17 protein-coding genes are annotated in these 18,682 nt (G+C 74.1%); 6 read left to right on the top strand and 11 right to left on the bottom strand.

Annotated features, from left to right (window positions below):
- Positions 1 to 38: 38 nt before the first annotated feature.
- Together ABD140_RS31625 and ABD140_RS31630 are read left to right on the top strand one after the other, a co-directional pair.
- Entirely contained in the window at positions 39 to 419 is a 381-nt protein-coding gene (locus tag ABD140_RS31625; protein WP_344245053.1) for an OB-fold nucleic acid binding domain-containing protein, read from the top strand.
- On the top strand, positions 416 to 1,129 hold the full coding sequence (locus ABD140_RS31630) for a DUF3159 domain-containing protein (protein ID WP_344245055.1): 714 nt from the start codon (positions 416 to 418) through the stop codon (positions 1,127 to 1,129). Before ABD140_RS31625 ends, ABD140_RS31630 begins: the two co-directional genes overlap by 4 nt.
- Before the next feature lie 10 nt (positions 1,130 to 1,139).
- Here the strand turns inward: ABD140_RS31630 and ABD140_RS31635 are convergent, their stop codons facing one another.
- From ABD140_RS31635 to ABD140_RS31655, 5 genes are all read right to left on the bottom strand, one after another.
- Positions 1,140 to 2,402, bottom strand: coding sequence for a CARDB domain-containing protein (locus tag ABD140_RS31635; protein WP_344245057.1), 1,263 nt, complete (start codon positions 2,400 to 2,402; stop codon positions 1,140 to 1,142).
- Positions 2,403 to 2,502: 100 nt separating this feature from the next.
- A complete protein-coding gene (locus ABD140_RS31640) occupies positions 2,503 to 3,072 on the bottom strand; it encodes a GTP-binding protein (RefSeq protein ID WP_344245059.1) in 570 nt (189 codons plus the stop codon).
- Complete coding sequence (locus tag ABD140_RS31645) at positions 3,053 to 3,424, bottom strand: DUF742 domain-containing protein (protein WP_344245061.1); 372 nt, start codon at positions 3,422 to 3,424, stop codon at positions 3,053 to 3,055. Before ABD140_RS31645 ends, ABD140_RS31640 begins: the two co-directional genes overlap by 20 nt.
- A complete protein-coding gene (locus ABD140_RS31650; protein ID WP_344245063.1) occupies positions 3,421 to 3,819 on the bottom strand; it encodes a roadblock/LC7 domain-containing protein in 399 nt (132 codons plus the stop codon). The genes ABD140_RS31645 and ABD140_RS31650 overlap by 4 nt, the downstream gene beginning before the upstream one ends.
- Positions 3,816 to 6,095: a sensor histidine kinase gene (locus ABD140_RS31655; RefSeq protein WP_344245065.1), complete on the bottom strand. Its 2,280-nt coding sequence runs from the start codon at positions 6,093 to 6,095 to the stop codon at positions 3,816 to 3,818. The genes ABD140_RS31650 and ABD140_RS31655 overlap by 4 nt, the downstream gene beginning before the upstream one ends.
- Before the next feature lie 142 nt (positions 6,096 to 6,237).
- Between ABD140_RS31655 and ABD140_RS31660 the strand changes: the two genes are divergently transcribed.
- Complete coding sequence (locus ABD140_RS31660) at positions 6,238 to 7,026, top strand: sirohydrochlorin chelatase (RefSeq protein WP_344245067.1); 789 nt, start codon at positions 6,238 to 6,240, stop codon at positions 7,024 to 7,026.
- A gap of 65 nt (positions 7,027 to 7,091) precedes the next feature.
- Here the strand turns inward: ABD140_RS31660 and ABD140_RS31665 are convergent, their stop codons facing one another.
- Together ABD140_RS31665 and ABD140_RS31670 are read right to left on the bottom strand one after the other, a co-directional pair.
- Positions 7,092 to 7,751 (bottom strand): potassium channel family protein, encoded by a 660-nt coding sequence (locus tag ABD140_RS31665; protein ID WP_344245069.1) that lies wholly within the window; start codon positions 7,749 to 7,751, stop codon positions 7,092 to 7,094.
- Between the two features lies 1 nt (position 7,752).
- On the bottom strand, positions 7,753 to 8,418 hold the full coding sequence (locus tag ABD140_RS31670; protein WP_344245071.1) for a potassium channel family protein: 666 nt from the start codon (positions 8,416 to 8,418) through the stop codon (positions 7,753 to 7,755).
- Positions 8,419 to 8,594: 176 nt separating this feature from the next.
- Between ABD140_RS31670 and ABD140_RS31675 the strand changes: the two genes are divergently transcribed.
- Both ABD140_RS31675 and ABD140_RS31680 read left to right on the top strand, forming a co-directional pair.
- Positions 8,595 to 10,619 (top strand): APC family permease, encoded by a 2,025-nt coding sequence (locus ABD140_RS31675; protein WP_344245073.1) that lies wholly within the window; start codon positions 8,595 to 8,597, stop codon positions 10,617 to 10,619.
- The gene (locus ABD140_RS31680) at positions 10,612 to 12,012 is read left to right on the top strand and encodes a class I SAM-dependent RNA methyltransferase (RefSeq protein WP_344245075.1); all 1,401 of its coding nucleotides are present in this window, start codon (positions 10,612 to 10,614) and stop codon (positions 12,010 to 12,012) included. The genes ABD140_RS31675 and ABD140_RS31680 overlap by 8 nt, the downstream gene beginning before the upstream one ends.
- 64 nt (positions 12,013 to 12,076) lie before the next feature.
- On the opposite strand, the gene ABD140_RS31685 is transcribed toward ABD140_RS31680, so the two are convergent.
- On the bottom strand, positions 12,077 to 12,532 hold the full coding sequence (locus ABD140_RS31685; RefSeq protein WP_344245077.1) for a lamin tail domain-containing protein: 456 nt from the start codon (positions 12,530 to 12,532) through the stop codon (positions 12,077 to 12,079).
- Positions 12,533 to 12,854: 322 nt separating this feature from the next.
- Here ABD140_RS31685 and ABD140_RS31690 point away from each other — a divergent pair, with 322 nt between their 5' ends.
- Complete coding sequence (locus tag ABD140_RS31690) at positions 12,855 to 13,490, top strand: response regulator transcription factor (protein WP_344245079.1); 636 nt, start codon at positions 12,855 to 12,857, stop codon at positions 13,488 to 13,490.
- Here ABD140_RS31690 and ABD140_RS31695 read toward each other — a convergent pair.
- From ABD140_RS31695 to ABD140_RS31705, 3 genes are read right to left on the bottom strand one after another with little or no spacing between them, the layout of a single operon-like run.
- Positions 13,480 to 15,411, bottom strand: a complete 1,932-nt coding sequence (locus tag ABD140_RS31695; RefSeq protein WP_344245081.1) for a prolyl oligopeptidase family serine peptidase — start codon at positions 15,409 to 15,411, stop codon at positions 13,480 to 13,482. The genes ABD140_RS31690 and ABD140_RS31695 overlap by 11 nt on opposite strands.
- Entirely contained in the window at positions 15,408 to 17,105 is a 1,698-nt protein-coding gene (locus ABD140_RS31700) for an ATP-binding cassette domain-containing protein (protein WP_344245082.1), read from the bottom strand. The genes ABD140_RS31695 and ABD140_RS31700 overlap by 4 nt, the downstream gene beginning before the upstream one ends.
- Positions 17,102 to 18,655: an ABC transporter transmembrane domain-containing protein gene (locus ABD140_RS31705; RefSeq protein WP_344245083.1), complete on the bottom strand. Its 1,554-nt coding sequence runs from the start codon at positions 18,653 to 18,655 to the stop codon at positions 17,102 to 17,104. The genes ABD140_RS31700 and ABD140_RS31705 overlap by 4 nt, the downstream gene beginning before the upstream one ends.
- Positions 18,656 to 18,682 lie beyond the last annotated feature (27 nt).

Below are 18,682 nucleotides of genomic sequence, written 5' to 3' on the forward strand. Positions count from 1 at the left end.
CTGCCGGGAAGGGGACGGGATGCCGTAGCCTCTGCTGCATGGACGAAGCGCCTGAGAGGGGCGGCCTGCGGAGGTTCCTGCGCCGCCTCGCCTCCAGCAACGCCGAGCTCGAAGCGGAGGAGCTCCAGAAGGACACGGGCGCTGAGGGCGCGACGCCGATCGCCCAGTGCGGGGAGCGCCGCCGCGCGCAGGTGGCCGGTACGCTACGTACCGTGACCCTGCGCCCCCGGGGCGGGGCTCCGGCCCTGGAGGCCGAGCTCTACGACGGCTCGGACGTGGTCAACCTCGTCTGGCTGGGCCGCCGCCGCATCGCCGGGATCGAACCGGGCCGCCGGCTGCGCGCCGAGGGGCTGGTGAGCCTCCAGGACGGGCGCAAGGTCATCTTCAATCCGCGCTACGAGCTTCGGGGAACCACGTGACAGAGGCCGACGCCTTCGCAAAGTCCACCGACGAGCAGGCCAGGCAGACCGTCGAAGCGGCGGTCCGCACCCAGCTGAGCAAGGCGCTCGGCGGGGTGCGCGGGACGGTGGAGAGCGCGGTCCCCACGATCGCCTTCACCCTCTCCTGGCTGATCACGCACGACCTGCGGCTGTCGGTGGGGCTGGGCGTCGGCTCGGCGGTGCTGCTGCTGGTGGTCCGGCTGGCCCAGCGCTCCACCGTGCAGTTCGTGCTCAACAGCCTCTTCGGCATCGGCATCGCGGCGTTCTTCGCGCTGCGCACCGGCAAGGCCGAGGACGCCTTCCTGCCGGGCATCCTGTACAACGCCGGCTACGCGGCGGCGATGATCTTCTCGATCGTGGTGCGCTGGCCGGTGGTGGGGTTCATCATCGGCTCGGTCACCGGCGATCCGACCGCCTGGCGGAGCAATCCGGCGGTGGTGCGCCTGTGCTCCCGGCTGACCTGGCTGCTGGTGCTGCCGTGCCTCCTGCGGGTGGTGGTGCAGTACCCGCTGTACCTGGCCGGGATGGTGGGCTGGCTGGGCACCGCCAAGATCGCGCTGGGCTGGCCGCTGCAGGTCGCCTCCTTCGGCGCGATGATCTGGCTGCTGGCCCGGGGCAGGACCCCGCTGGAGCAGCCCGCAGCCCCCGCGGACGGAGAACCGGGCGCCCGTCCGGCGCCCGGCGATTGACTCCGCCGCCCTAACGGGAGCCGGCGCGCCTGCGGCGGGCGCCGATCCCCACCAGGATGAGGCCCGTGCCCAGGAGGGCCAGTGCCAGGTCCACCCGCGACCGGACGTCGCCGCCGGAGTCGGGCAGCTCCACCGCCGTGCGCGGCGCCGGGACGGGCGCGGTGACCGGCGCGGCCGGACCCTCGGGCGCCTCGGCGACGGGCCGGGGGCGCGGGGCCTCGCCCTCGGGCAGGTGCGGCATCGGCCGGGGCCGCACGGGGCGGGGGAACTCCTCCCGGTCCCGGGTCGGGAGGTACCTGATGACGGTGGGGCGGACGACGGTGTGGTTGTCGTCGGGGTTGAGGTCGGGCACGCCGGAGACGACCTCGAAGCGCTTGACGTAGATCAGCCCGGCCGAGGCCTTGGGCGTCGCCTTGAACACGACCTGGAAGGTCTTGCTCTGCTGCGCCTCCAGGGTGCCCAGCTGGCAGGTGACGCCCTGGTCGCCCTGCGCGGTGCAGCCCTGGCCGCCCACGATCTGCACCGTGGTCTGCGTGGTCGAGGCGGCCGGGGTGCTCACGGTGACCCCGGTGGCCGGGGACGGGCCGCGGTTCTCCACGGTGAACGTGTAGGTGATCTGCTGGCCGGCCTGCAGCTGCGCCGGGCCGTTGGCCGTCACCACCAGGTCCGAGGCGGGGGAGACGGAGTGGGCGGGGAAGGCGCCGCTGGTGCTGCCGCCGCTCCACTCGACCGTGACCTTGCCCTGGACGGTGGAGGCGGGCTTGGCGCTCTCCACCACCTTGGTGGTGATCACGCCGGAGTAGGTCCTGCCCTCGCCCAGGGAGCCGACGGAGCAGAGCACCTTCGGGCCCTGCATCGAGCAGTTCCCCTGCCCGGAGACGAACTCCAGGTCGTAGGGGACCGGGGCGACGAAGACGACCTCCTCGGCCTTCTTCGTGCCCAGGTTGGTCAGGGAGTAGGGCCACTCGTAGGTGCGGCCGGGCACGAGCGGCCCCTCGGGGCCGCCCATGTCCAACCGGATCTCCGGCCGCCGCGCCTCGACGGGGCGGACGGCTCTGCGCTTCTTCTTCCGCACCTTGGCGGGCGTGGCCGGACGGGCCGGCCGTACCAGTGACTTGGGCCGGTCCTTCGGCTGCTGCCACCGGGGCTGGACCGGCACCGGCTGCCCGTCGGCGGCGCGGGCGGATGCGCAGAGCCCTGGAGCGAGCCCCGCGACCGCCAGGGCCGAGACGAGCGTGACGGCGCCGGTACTGCGCCTGAAGCTGTGGATCATCGACGGTCTCCCGTGGTGGTTGAGAGTAACCGTTGTAATCCGAAGAGTGCCGACTCTCCTAACGTGCCCCCGAGGCACGCCGGTCAAGGTCCGGCAAAGGCTAGCGGCGGGCCATCGCGGTCATGACGTGGCCCATCAGGGTGATGAGGACCTGGCGGGTGGACTCGCGGCTGCGCGCGTCGCAGTTGATGACGGGAATGTCGGGGTCGAGGTCGAGGGCGACGCGGATGTCGTCGGGCGTGTGGTTCTTGCCGCCCTCGAAGGTGTTGACCGCGATGATGAACGGGAGGCCGCGCCGCTCGAAGTAGTCGATCGAGGCGAAGCAGTCGGCCAGCCGCCGGGTGTCGACCAGCACGACCGCGCCCAGCGCGCCCTCGGACAGCTCGTCCCACATGAACCAGAAGCGGTCCTGGCCGGGGGTGCCGAACAGGTAGAGCACCAGCCCGGTCCGCAGGGTGATGCGGCCGAAGTCCATGGCCACCGTGGTGGTGCGCTTCTGCTCCACACCGGCGACGTCGTCCACCCCGACGCTGCGTTCGGTCAGCTGTTCTTCGGTGCGCAGGGGGCGCATCTCGCTGACCGAGCCGACCAGCGTGGTCTTCCCCGCGCCGAACCCGCCCGCCACCAGGATCTTGACGGCGAGCTCGGCCTCAGAGGGCCTGGAGTCCATGAATTACCTCTTCGATGATTCTGGGATGGGGGAACTGTGCCACCGGAGCGGGACGGCGCACCGTGATGCGCCGGTCCGCGAGCAGATCGCCGAGCAGCACCTTCACCACGCCCACCGCGAGGTCGAGCTCGGCGGCGATGTCGACGACCGCCAGCGGACCCTGGGCGAGGCGCAGGATCGCCTCGTGCTCCGGAGACAGGAGCAGCGAACCGTACACCGGTTCGGAAACGCATACCACGAGTGTCATCAGATCGAGATCGGATGGATGCCCCGAGGAGGTGCGTCCCCCGGTGAGGGTGAAGGGGCGGACGATCGGCCCCGCCTCCTCGTCGAGCCACTCGTGACCGATCATGCCTGGCTCGCCGTCCGGGGCCGCGCGGACAGGTGCCGCCCCACCCGGGTGACCAGCATGGCCATCTCGTAGGCGATGACGCCCACGTCGGCCTTGGCGTCGGCCAGGACCGCCAGGTTGGCGCCCTGCCCCGCGGAGGTGACGAAGAGGAACGCCTCGTCCATCTCCACGATCGTCTGGCGGACGGCGCCGCCCTGGAACTGCTCGCCGGTGCTGCGGGCCAGGCTCTGGAAGCCGGAGGCCAGCGCGGCCAGGTGCTCGGCGTCGTCCCGGGCCAGCCCCCGGGACTGGCCGACGACCAGGCCGTCGCTGGACAGGACGATCGCCTGCCTGACCTGGGCCACCCGGGTGACCAGGTTGTCGAGCAGCCAGTTGAGATCACCGGGTTCGGTCATGGGTGCTCCTCAGGGGGAAGGGACGGGTCGTCGGCGAGGGACGCCGATTCGGAACGGCCGCGCTCCCAGCCGCGCTGCATCGCCGACATGCGCAGCCGCAGGTCGTCGGGGGAGCGCTCGGCTCCGGCGGCCGGCAGCCGGGGTCCGGCGGGGTCGGGAGCGGCGGGCTCCGGCGGCGCGGGCGCCGCGGGAGCCGCCTCGGCGGGAGCGGAGGCCGGGGACTTGCGCCGCCGCCGGGGCAGGCCCTGGTGGAACTCCGGCTCCGCGGGGGGTTCCTCCACCAGGACGGGGCGGACGGGCGCGGGCCGCGCCGGCCCGGGGTCCGGCGCCGGCTCCAGCACGGCGCGGGCGGGGACCGCGGCGTCGCTCTCGGCGCGCTCGGCGGGCGCCGGCTCCGGCATGTCCGTGCTGAGGATCCGGTCGGGGAGGAGGACCACCGCGGTGGTGCCGCCGTAGGGGGAGGAGCGCAGGGAGACCTTGATGTCGTGCCGCCGGGCCAGCCGGGCGACCACGAACAGGCCGAGCCGCGCGCTGTCGGTGAGGGCGAGGTCCGGCGGCGCGGCCAGCCGCTCGTTGAGCTCCTCCAGCACGTCGGGGGGCAGGCCCAGGCCGCGGTCCTCGACCTCCAGCACGTATCCGGCGGCGACGCCCTGCCCGCACACCTCGATCGGGGCGTCCGGAGGCGAGTACTGGACGGCGTTCTCGACGAGGTCGGCCAGCAGGTGGATGACGTCGGCCACGGCCGGGCCCAGCACCGCGATCCCCGGCATGGGCAGCACCCGGACCCGGGTGTAGTCCTCCACCTCCGAGGCCGCGCCGCGCACCACGTCCATGAGCGGGACGGGCGAGCGCCAGCCGCGGCCGGGCGCCTTGCCCGCCAGGATGACCAGGCCCTCGGCGTGCCGCCGCATCCGGGTGGCCAGGTGGTCGAGCTGGAACAGCCGGGCCAGCTCGTCGGGGTCGTCGGCCTCGCGCTCCATCTGGTCCAGCAGCGACAGCTGCCGGTGCAGCAGCGCCTGGTTGCGGGAGGCGAGGTTGACGAACACGTCGCGGACGGTGCCCATGGTGGCGGCCTCGTGCCGGGCCGCCTCCAGGACGGCGGCGCGCGCGGCGGCGAACGAGCGGAAGATGCGCTCGATCTCGGTGACGCTGAACCGGACGCCGGAGGGGTTGCCCGGATCGGTGATCTTGTCGCCCCGGCGCACCATCTCGGCGAGCAGGGGGAGCTGGTCGCGGGTGAACTCGCCGACGGTCTCGGCCAGCGCCCGGCTCTCCTGGATCAGCCTGCGCGCCACCCGCCAGGCGATGACCAGCGAGCAGACCACGGCCAGCAGGCCGATGCCGCCGAGCAGGCAGATGCGCAGCAGCATGCCCAGGGAGGCCGACCGCTCCCGCTCGTCGAGGTCGGCGCGCAGGCCGTCCTCGAGGTTCTGCAGGTCGCCGAGCACCTTGCCCGCGGCGGCGTCCCACTCCTGCTGGGAGACCGTCGCGGTGCCGCGGGAGATCTGGTCCTCCAGCTGCACGAGCCGCTGGTAGCCGACGGTGGCGAAGAAGGCGTTGTAGCGGTCGCGTCCGGCGGCCGGCAGCAGGGGGACGGTGTCCTCGTAGATGAAGTCGCGGGCGCCGGCGGCCGAGGCGAGCTCCTTGCGGTCCCAGGCGCCCGGCGCCCCGGGCAGCCGGCCGGCGGCGACGGCGTCGGCGCGGGAGATCTGCTCCCGGGCCAGGCTCAGCGAGACGAGCAGGGCGTTGTCGCGGGCCAGGTCCCGCTGCACGGGGTCGACGGCCCGCTGGACGCCGAAGGCGCCGTCGATCATGACCTGGAAGTGCGCGTGGACCTCGGCGCGGTTGCGGGCGCCGCCCCCGTCGACCAGGGCGCGCGCCAGGGAGAGCTCGTCCAGTTCGCGGCCGAACCGGTCCATGGGGTCGCGGATGTCCGCGCTGACGGAGCCGCGCAGGTTGCGGCCGGAGGTGTTGCGGTCGAAGACCGAGCGCGCCGAGTCGGTGGCCTCGCGGTAGGTCCGCAGCTCGTCCGCGCGCGCCTGCGCCGGGGCGCTCATCGCGAGCATCGACAGCCTGCGTTCGTGCTGGAGCGCGACGGCCAGCCGCTGCACCGGCCGCACCAGGTCGTCCTTCAGCGTGCCGGCCCTGGCCAGGTCGACCCCCTGGGACAGGGCGCCGGACGCGGTGAACACCCAGAGCACGATGAGCGCGGTGAGCGGGACTGCCAGCAGCGAGATGATCGCGGATCTGATCGGCTGGCTGCGCGAACGTCGCATGCCCGGCAGGCCTCCGTGGGGGTTCCGTCGAATGGGCGCGGTGAAACGGCGGGATGTGCGGGAGCCTACTACGGGGGTGATCTCCTGCGCTTCCCCGGGCATATCGCACAAAGTAAGTACGTTACGGGACTACCCTTACCCCGTGACCGAACTCCCCGATGTGACTCCCGACGCGCTGCCGACCCGGCGCCGTGCCGGTCGTCGCGGCGGCCGACACCGCGGCGGCTCCTTCACGCTCCCGCCCGACTCACCCGCCGTGGTGCTCGCCGGCGGGCCGCCCGAGGTCATGGCCGAGATGGCGCGGATCATCACCGCCATGCACCCCGGAATCCCCGTGCACGCCGGAGCCGACGCCGGTCTGAGCCTGCCGGCCGGAGACCCCGCCGCCGTGGTCGTACCGCTGCTGCTCACCCCCGACCCCGCGGTCGAGACCGCGCTGCGCCAGGGACTGGCCGAGCTGCCCGTCCTGGTCTCCGAGGTGCTCGGCCCGCACCCGCTGCTGGCCGAGGCGCTGCACATGCGGCTGGCCGAGTCGGGACTGGCCCGCGCCGACCGCATCCGCATGATGAGCATGGTGACCGCGGCGGACGGCGTCGTGCTGGCCTGCCGCGCGGTCGACGAGAGCGCCGAGGTGACCTCGGTGCTGCTGGCCTCGCGGCTGGCCGTCCCCGTGGTGGCCGCGCCGCTGGGCGACCCGGCGGCCCTGGCCGCCGCCACCGAGTCGCTGCGCGGCATGGGATCCCACCGGCCCGCGCTGTCGCCGTGCGTGCTGGACGCCGACGAGACCGAACTGGCCAAGGCCGCCGCGGACGCGGGCGCCGAGCCCGCCCGTCCGCTGGGCGCGCACTCCGCGGTGGCGCAGCTGGCCGTCCTGCGGTACGTGGAGGCCCTGGAGGCCGCCTACTACCAGTCCGGCGGCCTGGAGGAATGACCGCGTGACGCGAGAAGCCCCCGGATCCGAGCGGACCGGGGGCTTCTCGGCGTTCGGCGGGCGGTTCAGCGGGAGCTGAGCAGGTCGCCCAGCTCGTCCTCGACGTCCTGGCTGGCCACGAACATCAGCTCGTCGCCGGCCTCCAGGGTGTCGTCCTTGGAGGGCACCAGCACCCGGCCCTCGCGCAGGATCGCCACCAGCGCGGTGTCGCGCGGCCACTGGACGGTGCCGACGCGCTGGCCGTTGAGCGGGGCGTCGTCGGGCAGGGTCAGCTCCACCAGGTTGGCGTCGCCCTGGCGGAACGTCATCAGCCGCACCAGGTCGCCGACGCTGACCGCCTCCTCCACCAGCGCGCTGAGCAGGCGGGGGGTGGAGACCGCGACGTCGACGCCCCAGGACTCGTTGAACAGCCACTCGTTCTTCGGGTGGTTGATCCGGGCCACCACCCGCGGCACCCCGTACTCGGTCTTGGCCAGCAGCGAGACCACGAGGTTGACCTTGTCGTCGCCGCTGGAGGCCACCACCACCTGGCAGCGCTCCAGCGCCGCGTCGTCCAGCGAGGAGATCTCGCAGGCGTCGGCCAGCAGCCACTCGGCGCGCGGCACCATCTCCACCTTGATGGCCTTGGGGTCCTTGTCGATGAGCAGGACCTCGTGCCCGTTCTCCAGCAGCTCCTGGGCGATGGACCGGCCGACCGCGCCGGCCCCGGCGATCGCTATCCGCATGTCACTCGCCCTCCTGGACGCGCTCGGCCAGCGCGTCGGTGATCCGGTCGATGTCGGAGGTGCGCGCCATCACGTGCACCACGTCGCCGTCCTGGATGACGGTGTCCCCGGTGGGGACGACGGCCTCGCCGAGCCGGTTGAGGAACGCCACACGGGTGCGCGCGGCGCTCTCCAGCTCCGCCACCCGGGCGCCGATCCAGGCGGCGTCGGTCTGCACCTCGGCGAGCTTGACCTCGCCGGTGGGGTCGCGCCACAGCGGCATCGCCCCGTCGGGCAGGAGCCGGCGCAGCATCTGCTCGGCGGTCCAGCGCACGGTCGCCACGGTCGGGATGCCCAGCCGCTGGTAGACCTCGGCGCGGCGGGAGTCGTAGATGCGCGCGACGACGTTCTCCACACCGAAGGTCTCCCGCGCCACCCGCGCGGAGATGATGTTGGAGTTGTCGCCGCTGCTGACCGCGACGAAGGCCGAGGCCCTCTCGATCTGCGCCTCGATCAGGACGTCCCTGTCGAAGCCCATCCCGATCACCCGGCGGCCCTTGAAGGTCCCGCGCAGCCGGCGGAACGCCTCGGGGCTCTGGTCGATGATGGCGACCGAATGGCCCTTGTCCTCCAGGATATGGGCGAGGGTCGAGCCGACCCTGCCGCATCCCATGATGACGATATGCACGAACCGTCCCGTTCTCGATCGTGAAGATGTCGGTGGCTGTACGCGACAGTATCCCCCTGAACGGGTCAAGGACCGGTCTGCCGCGGACACGGATACCGGCCCGCGGGCCCGCTTCGGAGGGTCCCGGGGGAGTCCGTCGGAAAACCGTATGCGGCCGCCGGTTAGAGTCTCTCTACGTGTCGAAGGTTCCCGACGTCGCCAAGCGCCTGCTGCTGGGACGGGCGCTGCGCAGCGGCCAGGCCCACGAGCAGCTCCTGCCCAAGCGCATCGCACTCCCCGTGTTCGCCAGTGACGCGCTGTCCTCGGTGGCGTACGCGCCGCAGGAGATCCTGATCACGCTTGGCATCGCCGGGCTGGCGGGCTACGCCTTCACCCCCTGGGTGGGCGCCGCGGTCATCCTGATCCTCCTGGTGGTGGTCGCCTCCTACCGGCAGAACGTCCGCGCCTACCAGAGCGGCGGCGGCGACTTCGAGGTCGCCACCACCAACCTGGGCGGCAACTGGGGCCTGGTGGTGGCCAGCGCGCTGCTGGTCGACTACGTGCTCACCGTGGCGGTGTCGATCTCGTCGGCGGTGGAGAACCTGGGCTCCTTCTCCCACCTCATCCACGAGCACAAGGTCGGCTTCGCGATCCTCATCGTGGCCGTGCTGACCATGCTGAACCTGCGCGGCCTCAAGGAGTCGGGCATCGCCTTCGCGATCCCGACCTACCTGTTCATGTTCGCGGTCTTCACCATGATGATCTGGGGCTTCGCCCGGCTCGCCGCCGGCGCGGAGCTGCGCGCCGAGACCGCCGGCCTGGAGGTCCAGGGCACCGCGACCGGGGTGGCCGGGGCGGCGGGGGTGTTCCTGCTGCTGCGGGCCTTCGCCTCCGGGTGCGCGGCGCTCACGGGCGTCGAGGCGATCAGCAACGGCGTCCCGGCGTTCAAGAAGCCCAAGGGGCAGAACGCCGCCAAGACGCTGGCGATGCTGGGCCTGGTGGCGGTCACCATGTTCGGCGGCGTCACCGCGCTGGCGTACCTCACCCACGCCAAGGCCGCCGACCCCATGCACGGCAGCCGCCTGATCGACCCGGCGACCGGCCAGGACGTCTCCAAGAGCCAGAACACGGTGATCACCCAGGTCGCCGAGACGGTGTTCAGCAACTTCACGCCGATGTACGCGTTCCTGACGGTCATGACGGCGCTGATCCTCATCCTGGCGGCCAACACCGCCTACAACGGCTTCCCCGTCCTGGCCTCGGTGCTGGCGCAGAACCGCTACCTGCCGCGGCAGCTGCACACCCGCGGCGACCGGCTGGCCTTCAGCAACGGCATCCTCATGCTGGCCGGCGCCGCGATCTTGCTGATCTACGTCTTCCAGGCGGACGTGACCAAGCTGATCCAGCTCTACATCCTCGGCGTCTTCGTGTCCTTCACGGTGAGCCAGACGGGCATGGTCCGGCACTGGAACCGGCTGCTGCGCACCGAGAACGACCCCGCGAAGCGCCGCCAGATGCGCACCTCCCGGCTGATCAACACGATCGGCCTGATCATCACCGGGACCGTGCTGGTGATCGTGCTGGTCACCAAGTTCACGCACGGCGCCTGGATCGTGTGCATCGCGATGCCCGTCCTGTTCCTGCTGATGCGGGGGATCCGCACGCACTACGACCGGGTCGCGGTGGAGCTGGAGCCGGACGAGGAGGAGTACGCGCTGCCCGCGCGCAACCACGCCATCGTGCTGGTCTCCAAGATCCACAAGCCGACGCTGCGGGCGGTCGCCTACGCCAGGGCCACCCGCCCCTCCATCCTGGAGGCGGTCACGGTCGCGGTGGACTCCCAGGAGGCGGCGCGGCTCCAGGACGAGTGGGACGCGCTGGACCTGCCGGTCCCGCTCAAGGTGCTCGACTCGCCCTACCGGGAGATCACCCGCCCGGTCCTGGACTACGTGCGCAACGTCCGGCGCAAGTCCCCGCGCGACGTGGTGACCGTCTACATCCCCGAGTACGTGGTGGGCCGCTGGTGGGAGCACGTCCTGCACAACCAGAGCGCGCTGCGCCTGAAGGGCCGCCTGCTCTTCCAGCCCGGCGTCATGGTCACCAGCGTCCCCTGGCAGCTGGCCTCCTCCGCACGCCGCAAGGCGCGCGTCGAACGCCTCGCCTCCGGCCCGGTCCGGCGAGGCGACCCGCCGGAGCAGACTAAACTCGCCGAACGTGACTGATGCGGATCTCCTTGAACTCGAAGTCGGCCCCGTCGGGCACGGCGGCTTCTGCGTGGCCCGGCACGAGGGGCAGGTCGTGTTCGTGCGCCATGCCCTCCCGGGAGAGCTCGTCCGGGCCCGGGTGACCGAGGAGACCCGCACCTACCTGCGAGCGGACGCGGTGGAGATCCTCAAGGCCTCGCCCGACCGGGTGAAGGCGCCCTGCCCGTTCGCCGGTCCCGGCCGGTGCGGGGGCTGCGACTGGCAGCACGCGAAGCCGTCGGCGCAGCGGGCGCTGAAGGCCGACGTGATCGCCGAGCAGCTGAAGCGGCTGGCGGGGATCGACCACCCGGTGCACGTGGAGGAGGTGCCCGTCCCGCCCGTCTACACCGAGGACGGCGAGCCGCTGAGCTCCGGGCCGGGCTTCGGCTGGCGCACCCGCGTGCAGTTCGCCGTCGACCCCCAGGGCTCGGTGGGGCTGCGCAAGCACCGCTCGCACGACCTGGAGTACGTGGACGAGTGCCTGATCGCCCACCCCGGCGTGGAGATGATCGGGATCGAGCGCCACCGCTGGCCCGGCGCGTCCTCGGTGGAGGGCATCACCTCCGCCGCCACGGGCGACCGCCTGGTGGTGGTCTCCGAGCCCAAGGGGCGGCGCGGCAGGCCGGTGCAGATCCCGCAGCTGGACGTGCCGGTGCGGCTGGTCAAGCCCGAGCGCAAGGGACCGCCGCAGCCGCAGCGCGAGGGCGGGCGCCGTCCGGTCGTGCCGTTCGTGCGCGAGGAGGCCGCAGGGCGCCTGTGGCAGGTCACCGGCAGCGGCTTCTGGCAGGTGCACCCGGGGGCGGCCGACACGCTGGTGGCGGCCGTGCTGGAGGCGCTGCAGCCCCGGCAGGGGGAGATCGCCCTGGACCTGTACTGCGGGGTCGGCCTGTTCGCCGGGGTGCTGGGCGAGCGGGTGGGCCGCGGCGGCCTGGTGGTCGGTGTCGAGACCGGCGGCCAGGCGGTGCGCGACGCCAAGTTCAACCTCCGCGACCTGCCCCAGGTCAGCATCGAGCAGGGCAAGGTCGAGGAGGTGCTGGCGGCGCTGGAGTTCGGCCAGAGCCAGGGGCGCAGCACCGCCAGGACGCAGGCCAAGCGCGGCGGGGCGGCCGGGCACCGGGGCGGCTCCCGGGTGCGCGGCGCCGACATCACGGTGCTGGACCCGCCCCGGACGGGCGCGGGCGAGAAGGTCGTCGACGAGGTGGCCCGCCGCACCAACCGGAAGATCGCGTACGTGTCCTGCGACCCGGCGACGCTGGCCCGCGACCTGAAGTACTTCTCGGCGCGCGGCTGGGTGCTGGAGACGCTCCGGGCGTTCGACCTGTTCCCCAACACCAGCCACGTGGAGTGCGTGGCCTCCCTGGTCAGGGGCTGACGGACACGGGAAAAGGGGGGCGGGGCCGGTCGGCCCCGCCCCCCTTTTTTTCCGGTTCAGCGGCTCAGCACTTGGTGAAGCCCTTGCGGCCGTTCCAGGCGCAGGAGTCGATCCGCTTGTTCGCCTTGTCGAACAGGTACGCCGCGCCCTTCACGTTGGGCCACAGGTGGCGGCGCATGCCCTGGTAGACGGTGGTCCTGGTCTTCCTGCCCTCGCCCATGCGCATGACGACCTTGCCTCCGGGCCTGACCGTGAAGTTGCGCGCCGGGAAGTAGAAGATGTACTTGGAGTCCTTGAGCTGCCGGGTGTGGCCGACGGTCCAGCCGGCCAGGCTCACCGCCTTGCGCCCTCGGTTGGTGATGACCAGGTACTCCCCGTTGACGTTCTTGCGGGTGTCCTTGCCCTTGGCGTCGTACTGCACGAAGGAGAAGCGCACGGCGGGGGCGGCCTGGGCGGGCGCCGCGGCGACCAGCGGCAGGGCGACGCCGAGGGCGAGGGCGCCGATCAGTGACTTGCGCATCAGCAGTTCGTCTCCCGTCTCGGGTGCCTGGGGGTCGCCCCCAGACTGGCAGGGTTCAGCAGACTACTGGGGTTTTGTACTTGATGTCTTATGAAGCCCGGGTGGCGGGGGGCGGGAGGGGCGGCCGGTGCCCGTGCCGTCGCGAGGGAATCTTGCTAGCTGACTGGTTACTTCTAGGTTTGTCAGGAAGGGTCGGCTTGGGATTTTGGAGGATTTAGTTATAAAAAGCGCCGAATGCCCTATTTGATCGGGTGTGGTTTTTCCTTCACGCTGAGTCGCGGTTGCGGGAAACGATTTCCGGCCTGGGCCAGGGGGAGCGGCTGTGATTCGGGTGCTGATCGCCGACCGGGTGCGGTTGTTCCGCAGCGGGCTGGCCGCGCTGCTGGGCGGCGAGCCGGGCATCGTCCTGGGCGGCGAGGCGGACGACGCCGGGAAGATCGCCCCGATGGCGCTGGAGTGCGCGGCGGACGTCGCGCTGGTCGACTCCGAGCTGCCCGGCCTCGATCTCTTCACCGTGATCGGGGAGATGCGGGCGACGGCGCCGGAGTGCGCGGTGCTCGTGCTGGCCGCGCGGAGCAGGCCGGGGGACCTGCGCCGCGCGGTGGCCGCCGGAGTCCTCGGCTTCGTGCTCAAGGACAGCTCACCGGTCCAGCTGGCCGACGCCGTCCGCCGCGTCGCGCGCGGCGAGCGGGTCGTGGACACCGACCTGGCGTACGCCGAGCTGGCCATCTCGCCCCCGCCGCTCACCCCCAGGGAGCTGGACGTCCTCGACGTCGCGGCGGAGGGCGCGACGGTCGGCGAGATCGCCGGCCGGCTCCACCTGTCACCGGGGACGGTGCGCAACCACCTGGCCAGGATCGTCGGCAAGACGGGAGCGCGCACCCGGGTGGAGGCGATCGCCATCGCCCGGGAGCGCGGCTGGTTGTGGCACGGCCCCGTGATGCGGTTCAAGGGCTGAGGCCGGTCCCGGCGGCGAGGAAGGCCAGCAGGTCGGCGGCGAGCCCGGCGGCGCGGTCCGCGGCCCGTTCGCCGTGGCCCACCCCCGGCTCGTGGCGCAGCAGGACGGGGCCGTCCCCGGAGGTGGCCTCCTGGAGGGCGGCGCACATCTTGCGCGCGTGCAGGGGGTCCACCCGGGTGTCGCCGCCGAAGGAGGCGAGGAGGACGGCGGGGTAGCGCGTCCCGGAGCGGACCCGGTGGTAGGGGGAGTAGGCCAGCAGGTGGCGGAAGGCGGCGGGATCGGCGGCCGAGCCGTACTCGGCGGTCCAGGAGGAGCCGAGGCCGAAGCGTTCGTAGCGGACCATGTCGAGCAGGGGGGCGACGCACACCGCGGCGGCGAAGAGCTCGGGGCAGCGGGTCAGGGCGGCGGCCGCCAGCAGGCCGCCGTTGGACTCACCCCACAGGCCGAGCCGGTCGGGCGAGGTCCAGCCGCCGTCGACGAGGAGCCGGGCGGCGGCCAGGAAGTCCTCCAGCGCCCGCAGCCGGTGCGCCCCCACGCCCTGGGCGTGCCTGCCCGCGTCGCCGCGCACGTGGGCGATCGCCAGCGCCCCGCCCGCCTCGATCCAGGCCAGGGAGTCGGGGGCGTGGGAGGGCGTCATCGGCAGGCCGAACCCGCCGTAGCCGTGCAGGATCAGGGGACGGGGCCCGGCGCCGGGCGGGGCCAGGACGGTGACGCGCACCGGAGTCCCGTCCGGGGACGTCGCGGTGAGGACGTGGGTGCGGACCTCGGGGAGCCCGACCCGGGCGGGCGCGTCCTCCCACAGGACCGCGGCCTCCCCGCCGCCGTCGTAGCGCCAGACCTGCGCGGGCGTGAGGGTGTCGGTGTAGGTGAACCAGGCGGAGTCGCCTTCGGCGGAGAGCCTCCCCAGGGTGCCGCGGCCGGGCAGCGCGACGGCGCCCAGGTACCCGCCGGTCTCCCGGTCGTGCCGCAGGAGCTCGCAGGCCCCGTCGCGGAGGCGGGTGGCCAGCAGCGTCTCGGCGAGGACGGTGAAGTCGGCGAGCGGCGCCTCCGGGTCGGGCGGCAGCAGCGTCCGGCGGTCCAGGGGCCTGCGCGGGTCGGCGACGGCGAGGGCGAGCCCGCCGGGCTCCGGGACGGCCAGGTAGAGGCGTCCGTCGCGGCCGACGGCGGCGGCCAGGGCTCCGGGGACGGGCCGGGGGGACGGCGCGGCGGGGGAGCCGTGCCGCAGGTCGGCCAGCCGCAGCCCCGTGCCCTCGGGTCCGGCCGAGGAGATCACCAGCCAGTTCCCGTCGTGGCTGATCCCGAGGCCGGGGACGCCGCGCACCTCCAGGACCGCGACGTCCTCGCCGCCGACCCGGCGCAGCCGCATCCAGCGGTCGCGCACGTAGTAGAAGGCGTCGTCGGAGATCCAGGCGACGGGCGCGTGGCGGCATCCCGGCACGGGCGCGCCGAGCGCGCCGCCGGTCTCGACGTCCAGCACGTGGAGGGCGCCGACCTCGGTCCCGCCCCGGGACAGCTGGACGGCGACGCGGGTCCCGCCGGGGGAGGGGTCCCAGGAGTCCAGGACGGTCGTCCCGTCCGGATCCAGCAGGGCGGGGTCGACCAGGGCCCTCCCGTCGGCGTGGAGGACGGGATGGGCCTGTCCGGGCGGGCGGCGCAGCACGAACTCCCGCCCGGCCCGCCGGACCGGGGCGGTGACCGTCCCGGCGTCGGCCAGGGCCAGGGCGCGCCGCCGCAGGGACTCCCGGCCGGGGAGCCCCGCGGCGTGGGCGCGCCACAGCGCGTCCTGCTCGGCGGACCACCGGACGGTCGCCTCTCCGGCGGCGTCCTCCAGCCAGCGGTAGGGGTCGGCCACGGGACGCCCGTGCAGGACCTCCACCAGGTCGGTGCGCTCCGCGCGCGGGTAGGCGGTCACACGCGTCATGCCTTTCCTTTCACCAGTCCCGCCGGATCCACCGGCGGTTCGGAACCGAAGAGCTCGGCGTAGTGCGGGAGCGAGCGCAGGAGTTCGGTGTGCCGGCCGAGCACGGCCGTGCGCCCGTCCATGAACAGCACCCTCCCGGCACGCCTGGCCGAGGAGGCGCGGTGGGCGACGACGAGGAGGACGCCGCCGCGCGCCATGAAGGCCCGCTCCGCGCGGGCCTCGGCCGCGGGGTCCAGGTGGCAGGTCGCCTCGTCCAGCACGGTCGGTCCGGGCGGGGCCAGGTAGGCGCGGGTGAGCGCGACGAGCTGGCGTTCGCCCGCCGACAGGAGGGCGGGGTCGACCTCGGCGGACAGCCCGCCGAGCCGTTCGGCGAGCCCGGTGAGCCCCACCGCGCCGGCGGCCCGCCAGAGCTCGGTGTCGGAGGCGGAGGGGGAGTGGAAGGACAGGTTCTCCCGGAGCGTGCCGCGGAAGACGTAGGCCTCCTGCGGGAGCAGCGTGCGTGCGGCGGGGTCGAGCAGCGGCGCGGGGACGCCCCGGACCAGGACCTCGCCCGTGCTGGGGGTGAGCAGCCCGCAGATCAGCCCCGCCAGCGTCGACTTGCCGATGCCGCTCGGCCCGACGACCGCCAGGTGGTCGTCGCCGTCGAGGGTCAGCGACAGCCCGCGCAGCACGGGCGCGGCGTGCGGGCCGTAGGCGAAGGAGACACGGCGCAGCTCGACCTGAGGGGACCGGGGGCGCGGAGGCAGCCGCTTCCGCGGCCGAGGGGGAGGCGGGAGCAGCAGGTCCAGGGTCGCCGCGAGCCTGACCCCGCTCATTCCCAGGCCCTCGACCAGCCCGCCGAGCGCCGGGGCCAGCGACTGGGTGACGTAGGCCAGCGCCCCGACGACCGCGCCCGCGCTCGCGCCGCGGTCGAGCAGCCAGGGTGTGCCCGCCAGCAGGATCAGGGCGGGCAGCAGCCCGCCGAGCGCCAGGGCGACGGTCCGCAGCGCGGTCACCCGGGCCAGGGCGCGGCCCGCGCGGGCCTGCTCGTCCACGATCCCGCAGACGTGCGCGGCCAGCTGCTCCTCGGCCCCGCAGGCGGTGATGTCGCGCAACCCGCCGGCCAGCTCGGCGACCGCGCCGGTGGCCCGCTCGTCGGCGCGCAGGAAGGCTCGCTGGCGGCGGGCCAGGGCGGGCAGCGAGCACAGGAAGCAGCACAGGCCGAGCAGGAACGGCGGCAGCACCAGCAGCGCGATCTGCGGCATCAGGGCCAGCAGTCCCAGGACCACGCTCAGCACGGTGAAGACGAAGGAGCGCAGGACCGTGATGACCGAGGCCAGGGAGTCGCGGGCCAGCTCGACCTGCTGGTTGGCGCGGGAGGCCGACGCGTCGGCGGCCCGCCGCCCGGTCAGCCCGTGCCGGACGACCTGGGCCAGCAGCCGGTCCCGGAACGGCTCGACGACCTCGGCCACCGCCAGCACGACCCGTCCCGCCGCGACCGCCGCCGCCGCCCAGACCGCTCCGAGCAGCGCCAGCCAGACGAGGCCCTCGGCGGGCCGCCCCCCGGCGAACCGGTCGACGGCCTGGGCGACGGCGTAACCCAGGAGGAGGGCGGGGGCGCTCTCCAGCACCGACCAGGCGAGGATGCGCCTCAGCCGTCCGGGCTCCCGCCGCAGCGCCAGCCAGACGATCACGGGCAGGGGCCGTCGCCTCACTGGAAGACCTTTCGGTAGCCGGGGTCCCGCCACAGGTCGGCGTGCGCGCCGCGGCCGCGGATCCGGCCGTCCTCCAGCCACAGGACGAGGTCGGCCGAGGCGGCGGTGGCGGCCCGGTGGGTGACGACCAGCCGGGTCGCGGGCAGGGCGGCCACGGCGGCCATGACCCGGTTGCGGGTGAGCGGGTCGAGCGAGGAGGCCGCGTCGTCCAGGACCAGGACCCGGCAGGGGCGGGCCAGCGCGCGGGCCAGCCCCACCCGCTGGCGCTCGCCGCCGGACAGCGGGGCGCGCTCGGGCGGGGTGGCGTACCCCCGGGGGAGGGCGCGCAGGAAGACGTCGGCCTCGGCCGCCATCGCGGCGGGCACCGGGTCGGCGCGCGGCCCGCCCAGGGTGATCGCCTCGCCCAGGGTCGCGCCGACCAGGACGGGCCGGTCGAAGGCCACCGAGACGGCGCGGCGCAGCGCGGCGCGGGACAGGTCCGGCACCGGGACGCCGTCCAGGAGCACGGGGAAGGCGGGGGGCGCGAGCCCGGCGACCGAGGCGGCGAGCCGCGACTTGCCCGAACCGGACCGGCCGACGACCGCGACCAGGGCGCCGCCGGGCAGGGCCAGGCCGTCCAGCTCCAGGGCGCCGGGCCCGTCGGGGAGCTCCCGGTCGCCGTGCGGGGGCGGCGCCTGGTCCAGCACCTCCTGGATCCGGGCGCGGGCGGCGCGGGACCGGGCGAGGGCGCCGATCTGGCCGAGCGCCGAGCTCAGGCCGGCGCCCAGGACCGCGTAGCGGACCGCGGCGTACAGGTCGCCGACGCTCAGCTCCCCGGCGGCCAGGCGCAGCCCGCCCGCGGCCAGCACCGCCACCTCCAGGAGCGGGACGACCAGCCCGGCCTGGACCCCGGCGCGGGCGTTGGCGCGCCACAGCCGCATGCCGTGGGCGCGCAGGAGGGGCAGGGGCGCCAGGACCCGGGCGGTCTCGGTGTCCGCCGCGGCGGCCGCGGCGATCGTCCGGGCCCCGGCCAGGGCGTCGATCAGCCGGGAGGCGAGCTCGCCCTGGGTGCGCTGGTAGCGCTCGGCGAGGACGCCGGAGTCGCGGTAGAAGGCGCGCAGCACCAGGCCGATGAGGACCAGCGCCGCGACGAGGACGAGCGCGAGCCGGGGGTCGATGAGGACCAGCGCCGCCAGCCCGCCCGCGGTCGGGACGAGCGAGGCGAGCACGGCGATCCGGGCCTGGGGCGCCTGGCCGGCGTCCTCGGCGTTGAGCCCGGCCCGCGTGGCCAGCTCTCCGGCGGGGAACCGCCACAGCAGCGCGGGCCCCGCCGCCAGGACCCGCCGTACGACCCGCTCGCGCAGCCGGGCCGAGGTCATCGCGCCGGTGGCGCCCGCCGCCCAGGTCTCCAGGCCGTCGCAGGCCACCGCCGCGGCGACGAGCAGCGCGCAGACCGGCAGGAGCCCGGGATCCCCGGCGAGCGTCCGGTCGAAGGCCGCGCCCAGGACGGCCGGCAGGGCGAGCTGCAGCGAGGCTCCGGCCACCGCGAAGAACGCGAGCCGCCACCGCATCGCGACCTCCGGTTCTCGTGTTCGGTT

The sequence above is a fragment of the Actinocorallia libanotica genome, assembly GCF_039525175.1.
Classification (GTDB): domain Bacteria; phylum Actinomycetota; class Actinomycetes; order Streptosporangiales; family Streptosporangiaceae; genus Actinocorallia; species Actinocorallia libanotica.